At 65.8% G+C, this 5,624-nt stretch carries 8 protein-coding genes; 4 read left to right on the top strand and 4 right to left on the bottom strand.

Annotated features, from left to right (window positions below):
• A partial coding sequence (locus ACZ69M_RS51035; protein ID WP_470060536.1) for a hypothetical protein occupies nt 1-272 on the bottom strand: 272 nt, incomplete at its 3' end.
• 429 nt (nt 273-701) lie between these two features.
• On the opposite strand from ACZ69M_RS51035, the gene ACZ69M_RS51030 reads away from it, so the two are divergent.
• The 4 genes from ACZ69M_RS51030 to ACZ69M_RS51015 all read left to right on the top strand — a co-directional run bounded on the left by ACZ69M_RS51030 (nt 702) and on the right by ACZ69M_RS51015 (nt 3,489).
• Nucleotides 702-956 carry a hypothetical protein gene (locus ACZ69M_RS51030; RefSeq protein WP_470060535.1) on the top strand — a complete coding sequence of 85 codons (255 nt, stop codon included), beginning with the start codon at nt 702-704 and terminating at the stop codon, nt 954-956.
• Nucleotides 953-1,327, top strand: coding sequence for a PIN domain-containing protein (locus ACZ69M_RS51025; protein ID WP_470060534.1), 375 nt, complete (start codon nt 953-955; stop codon nt 1,325-1,327). The genes ACZ69M_RS51030 and ACZ69M_RS51025 overlap by 4 nt, the downstream gene beginning before the upstream one ends.
• Before the next feature lie 193 nt (nt 1,328-1,520).
• On the top strand, nt 1,521-2,717 hold the full coding sequence (locus tag ACZ69M_RS51020; RefSeq protein ID WP_470060533.1) for a helix-turn-helix domain-containing protein: 1,197 nt from the start codon (nt 1,521-1,523) through the stop codon (nt 2,715-2,717).
• A gap of 460 nt (nt 2,718-3,177) precedes the next feature.
• The gene (locus tag ACZ69M_RS51015; RefSeq protein ID WP_470060532.1) at nt 3,178-3,489 is read left to right on the top strand and encodes a hypothetical protein; all 312 of its coding nucleotides are present in this window, start codon (nt 3,178-3,180) and stop codon (nt 3,487-3,489) included.
• A 260-nt stretch (nt 3,490-3,749) separates the two neighbouring features.
• On the opposite strand, the gene ACZ69M_RS51010 is transcribed toward ACZ69M_RS51015, so the two are convergent.
• From ACZ69M_RS51010 to ACZ69M_RS51000, 3 genes are all read right to left on the bottom strand, one after another.
• Nucleotides 3,750-3,905, bottom strand: a complete 156-nt coding sequence (locus tag ACZ69M_RS51010) for a hypothetical protein (RefSeq protein ID WP_470060531.1) — start codon at nt 3,903-3,905, stop codon at nt 3,750-3,752.
• A gap of 280 nt (nt 3,906-4,185) precedes the next feature.
• Complete coding sequence (locus ACZ69M_RS51005) at nt 4,186-4,749, bottom strand: suppressor of fused domain protein (RefSeq protein ID WP_470060537.1); 564 nt, start codon at nt 4,747-4,749, stop codon at nt 4,186-4,188.
• A gap of 24 nt (nt 4,750-4,773) precedes the next feature.
• A partial coding sequence (locus ACZ69M_RS51000; RefSeq protein ID WP_470060530.1) for a polymorphic toxin-type HINT domain-containing protein occupies nt 4,774-5,624 on the bottom strand: 851 nt, incomplete at its 5' end.

Raw genomic sequence — 5,624 nt, 5'->3', positions numbered from 1 at the left:
GGCGCCACCTTCGCCAGGAGCTTGCCGCCCAGGCTTCCCAGCGCACCGCCCAGCGCACCCGCGGCCGCACCCTCAAGGGCGGACTCGCCGAACGCGCCCACGCTGCAGTCCCCGCCCCCGTTCTGCGGGGCCACGTCGGCGTTGGCCGCGTGGAAGCGGTACGCGTTGTCGGCCTTCGAGTACTGCAGATAGAAGGAGGCCCGGTTGGTGCCGCCCTGGGCGACGAAGGTGCGGTAGGTGGAGGTGTCACTGAGGTTGACCCAGGCGGACACCGTGTAGGAGGCGGTGGTGTCCAGGACCGGGCCGGTGGTGTCGACGACGTTGCCGGTGCCGGTGGTGGTGCCCGCGAACTTCGCCGCGGTGTCCGACCAGGTGATGCCCGAACCGGCGGTGGCGGTGTTGCCGGTGCCGGAGGAGTCGGTGATGTTCGTGCCGGAGGTCTGGTTGAGCTTCCACCAGCTTTCCCGGCCGCGTCGTAGGTGTCCGACTCCAGGACGTACGTGCTGTTGCCGTCGGCGCTGGTCCGCTTCACCGAGACGGTCAGACCGTCGTCCAGGTACGTGTACGACGTGGTGTTGCCCATCGCGTCGGTCACCGACGCCAGACGGCCCGCCTGTCTACGCCGTGAGGCAGGGCGAGCTCTTCGGCGAAGCCGACTCATTTCCCGGACAATCGATTCTACCGGAGGTAGAATCCTCGACATGAGCAAGCCGACCAGTATCAAGACCACCGAAGCTGTACGCGACCGGCTGCGTATCCTCGCGCAGGAGCGTGGGACGAGCATCACGGAACTGCTGGAGGAGCTCGCCGCCGACCAGCTCACCGAGGCCGAACGGGAGCAGCGAACCATCGATGCCGCTCGCGAACTCGGCATCGACTACACCGAGCAGGTCCAGCAGGCAGGCCGGTCCGCCTGGGACAAGATCCGCGCCCACCAAGGCGGCGCCGCCGCGTGAGCCTGACAGCCGTACTCGACCACACCGCCCTGACCGCCCTGTACCGAGCGGACCATTTCTTCACCGGCCTCTACATCGAGGCGTCCCGTGGCACCGGACGCATCCTGATCCCCTCTCTGTCCGTCCTCGCCACCGAGCGCCAGGTCGCCGGCGCCGGAACCCACGCGGCGTCGCTGCGCTTCGCCGAGAGCATCCCGTTCACCTCGGCACACGCGCTGGACGCCATGGCCTGGCCGCACGCGGAGTGGCCGATCGCGCACGCGGCGGCCATCGCCTGGCAGGCCGCCAAGGAAGGCGAAACCGTCACCGTCCTGTCGCTGGCACCCCAGCTCTACGCGGGCACCGGGATCACGCCCCTAAATCCCAGCTGAATGAGTTCAGCGGCGCAGGCGCTGAACTCAAGGAGGACCGCTCGCGGCGCAGGCACCGACTGAACGAGCGAACTTGAAACTCCGTTCCCCTCTTGACTGGTTGATCAGCACCTCCCGCACAGCGGGGGAACCTCGGATCCGGGGCTGTCCTTCGGGGGTACCGTCTGAGTGTTGCCGCAGAACGGAGTTCATCGTGCCGCAAAGCATCGAGGAGCACACCGGCGCCCGGGTCGCCTGTATCCGTAAGCAACGGGGGCTGACGCAGCAGGGGCTGGCGATGCGTGCCAGCGTCTCCAAGTCGCTGCTGTCGAAGGTCGAGTGTGGGCAGAAACCCGCCTCTCCCGGTTTGATCGCTGCGTGCGCCCGTGCGCTGGGTGTCTCCACGTCCGATCTGCTGGGGCAGCCTTATGCCGAAGAGCTGCGGCGTGACCGCATGGACACGTTGATACAGCCGATCCGTGAGGGCTTGGAGAACTGGGACGTGGCACTCGACTGGGAGGCAGCGCCTCGCCCCGTTCCACTCATCCGGGCCGATGTCCAACGGGCCCTCGTCCAGCGCCGCCAGGCCCAGTACACCGACATGGTGCGGGACTTGCCCGCCTTGATCGACGAATCGGTGCAGGCCGCTCACACCAGCACGGGCGCAGAGCAACGACTGGCGTACGAGTGCCTGGCGGGGACATTCCGTTGCGTGTTCACAGTGGCGTGGAACTTCGGGTACATCGACCTCGCCACCGTCGCGCTGGACCGGTTGGCGTGGACCGCGCCGCATGCTGATGAACCGGGACTGGCTGCCATGCATGCCTATCTGCGCGCGCAGACCACGATGTCATCGGGCCGGTACGACGTCGGGGTCCGGGTGATCGACCGGGCGCTGCGCGACCTCGATGGCCAAGAAGCCCGTCGGCCAATGGGCATCGAGGCGATGCGGGGCGTGATGCATCTGCGGGCTGCAGTGATCGCGGGGCGGATGAAGGACCGGGAGCACGCGGACGCTCGGCTGGCCGAGGCCCGTGCGATCGCCCGGACTACCGGTGAGCTGCCTGACTTCGGAGTGACCTGGGGGCCGACGAACGTCGGGGTCCATGCGGTGGCCATCGCCTCAGAGATGGACGACTTCGGCCGCGCGGTCGAACTCGCCGAGGATGTGCGGATTCCCCGCGGCTGGACCCGTTCGAGGGCCGGACACCACTGGATGGACCTCGGCCGTGCGCACGTCTGGGCCGGCCAGGCGGAGCAGGCGCTGGACTGTCTGCAACGGGCCCGGCGGATCGCGCCCCAGCAGACGCGCTACCACCCCACGGTCCGCGAGACCGTGCTGACGCTCAAGCGGCGCGAGCGGGCCCGAAACAGCTCACTGGCGCAGTACGCGGAGTGGGTCGGGATCTAGCACATTTCCGATGCGGGGAGTTGCACGGTTCGGTGCAACTGCCCTGCGCTGCGTGTCGGCAGGCTGGCATCCAGTCAGTACCCCCGCGACCGGGCGAACGGTCCGGGGGCGTGGCCAACGCCGATTGGAGCGTCGACATGCCGCACTGTATCGCCCACATCTTCGAGCCGCTGCTGCGGATCCTGTGGCCCGCTGAGGGTCGACATCGCAGAGTGAACCGCCGGTCCTCCGCAGCCGACAGCGGCGTACCGACCGACCGCCTGATGCGTGTGCCCATGCCACCGTTGCGGGGTGAGGAGATCGGGATTGTCCGGCCATACCTGGTCGTGCATGAGCGGCGGGAGGCCCGTCGGCAGCGGGCTCGGCGGCGCGCACTGTGGCTAGCGGTACACGGCATCGACATCGGTCCACGGCTGATCCACGGAGTGGAGGTCACGGCGTGAGGAGCCTCGCTGACCAGGTGCGCCTCCTGCCGTGGACGGGGCCGGAAGGGAAACCGTGCTATCTCTCCAGCGACGGCAGCGGGTTCATGTCGCGCCTCGCTGACAACATGGAGTCGGCCCAACTCGGCCTGGCCGGTGAGCTCGTCGAGGATGCGCAGCGGGTACTTGCCGAGCGCGCGTGGACACCCGGCGAACTCCACCTGCTGACGGCCCAGTTGACGGAAGCGCTGGCGAATGTGCACCGCATCGCGGTGAGCCGGGGTGCGCGCCTGCCCATGCCTGCCGACGAAGACCCCGATGCCGTGGACGACGAGGACGACGTGATGTGAACTTCGTGATCGCGCGCCTCCGGCACGGTTGACCTGTCACCGCGTCCCGGCGCGGCGGACGAAAAGAGAGAGTCCCCGGAGGGATTGCTGCCTCCTGAAGTACCTGTTCCAGATCGACGTCAAGCATCATTTCACCCCCCGTTGCCGACACAAGAACCCAACTGACAACACCACACAAGGAAACCGGGGCACCCCACCTCAAACCGCGGGTGGGAGCTCCGGCGTCCGCTGCCGTCAAGTCATGCCTATTGATTACTTCATCATCCCGCTGCACGTACCGCACGGGTCAGGTGCAGCAGATACTGCTCTCCCAGCTGGCTGGACTTCTCCACCGCAGCCAACCAAGCGGCGTCACGACTATCTGACAGCGAAAGCTCAAGAGCGGTGAGAGCCTCTTCTTGGCGCTCAAAGAACATGGGACCTGGTGAAGAAATGCCACTCTTTTCAAGCTACCAGTCCACGTGACGTGCGAAGCATGTCACTCCCCAATAGATACCGGAGCACCAATCACCTGTTGCGGAGCGGCAGTACAACTAAAGGAGCATGGTGACCGGAGGGAGGTCCTTGACTCCGGCTCTCAACTGCCCCATAAGCAACAAGTACACCTGCGAATCCACGATCTTGAGATTGCGAACCGACTCGAGTCGCCTCTACCGATCTCCGCCCACGCCAGCCCAGCCACGCGTTTTTCCCGGACTACCAGCGGCCGACAACCGAGGCTCTGCGCGGATCCACCAGGTTGACACCTCGCTTCTCCAGTCTCTCCTCCAGCGCCTCGAGACCACGACGCTTGGCGTATTCGGACTCTTCAGCGTAGACGGGAACCAACCATGTGAATTCCACAGCTTCATCAGATTTTCCTGTTCGCCAGAATTCGTGCGTTAGCGAATAGGGGTACGCCGCCAAGAAGCGATCGACCTCAGAAGCTTCGAGCCACGGGTGGCCAAGGTTCATGACGGAACCGATTTCCACCCGATGGCCCGGAAGTGAGTGGAAGTGCGCGACCATCGCCAGACTCTCCACGTGGCGCACCGACTCTACCGGGGAGAGAATCACAAATTCACGTCGCGGAGAACTCGCCGCCTTATATGCACCGATTGACACGTATACCCAGCTCTCGCCAGGCCGAAGCGGGGCGATACGACGAACATGAAACCCGGGGAGGCTTTCCTGGACGGGTCCTGCGGTCCATTGAAAGTCTACATGTTGTCGGTCGGGCCACGTGCCGCGAAGATGCGCATCGATTTCACGTTCCTGCATTTCCGCCACCTAGAATCGCCACCCTCACCCTGACCGTCTCATTCCGAACGCCCTGGCCAAGTAACGCGTATACCTTGACAGTACTGCGCCTTGCTTACGCTGACATGTTAGGCATTGCGTTCCATTGATGCCTTGCTGGGCATATGCACGACGCTCTTCATCCGTCATTTCCCATCCACCCTTGAAATAGTAGTGGACGGCAAGTTCCGGATCGTGCTCAGGTACCGGCTGTGTACGCGTACCCGTGATCTGCACCTCGCCACAGCTGATGCAGCGCTGCCCCTCTCCCGCCGCACGAGCCGCCTGCCCCGCCGGCCCATTGGTCTGCGAACCGCCGTAGTGTGCTTGGCGGTTGTATCGCTCCTCAGGCATCTCGGGCCCCTGCCGGTCGGTGGCCACGCCGTCGGAATCAACTTCGAAGCGCGCATTGTCTGCGACCTCACTCTCGCCACAGTTGTGGACGAGGACGGGTGTGGTGCCAACTTCCACGTAGTAGGTGTGGAGGGTGCCGATGGTGAGGTCGTAGGTGGTGGTGTTCGCGTGGTAGAGGCGGACGCCGGTAACTTCGGCGGTGCCGGTCGGGGTCTGGAGGACGTCTCCGGTGTGGAGGTCCTTGGCCTCCACGAACGCCGACTGGGTCCCGTCGTAGAACGGGTGGTGGAACGTCGTCGTCAGATGCGCGCCCTCGGCGTGATCCGCGGCAACAGAGGCCTTGGTGTCCTGCGCGGAAACCGAGCTGACCGCCGCCACCGGAGCCGCGGCCGGCTCCTGGCCGTGTCCGTGGCTCGCCGCCAACGCGCCCAGCACAGCCGCCGACGCCGCCAGGCCGAACGCCGCCTTGCGCGCCACCTTCCGGGCCAGGGACTTCGCCCCGC

It is taken from the genome of Streptomyces sp. NPDC107454, assembly GCF_055582885.1.
The sequence above is the reverse complement of the archived record's forward strand: the minus strand, read 5'-3'. Positions and strand labels throughout refer to the sequence as shown.

Excerpts from the sequence above, each read along its gene's own strand:
- ACZ69M_RS51010 (WP_470060531.1), bottom strand. The coding sequence starts at position 3,905 with ATGTTCTTTGAGCGCCAAGAAGAGGCTCTCACCGCTCTTGAGCTTTCG.
- ACZ69M_RS51030 (WP_470060535.1), top strand. The coding sequence starts at position 702 with ATGAGCAAGCCGACCAGTATCAAGACCACCGAAGCTGTACGCGACCGG.
- ACZ69M_RS51005 (WP_470060537.1), bottom strand. The coding sequence starts at position 4,749 with ATGCAGGAACGTGAAATCGATGCGCATCTTCGCGGCACGTGGCCCGAC.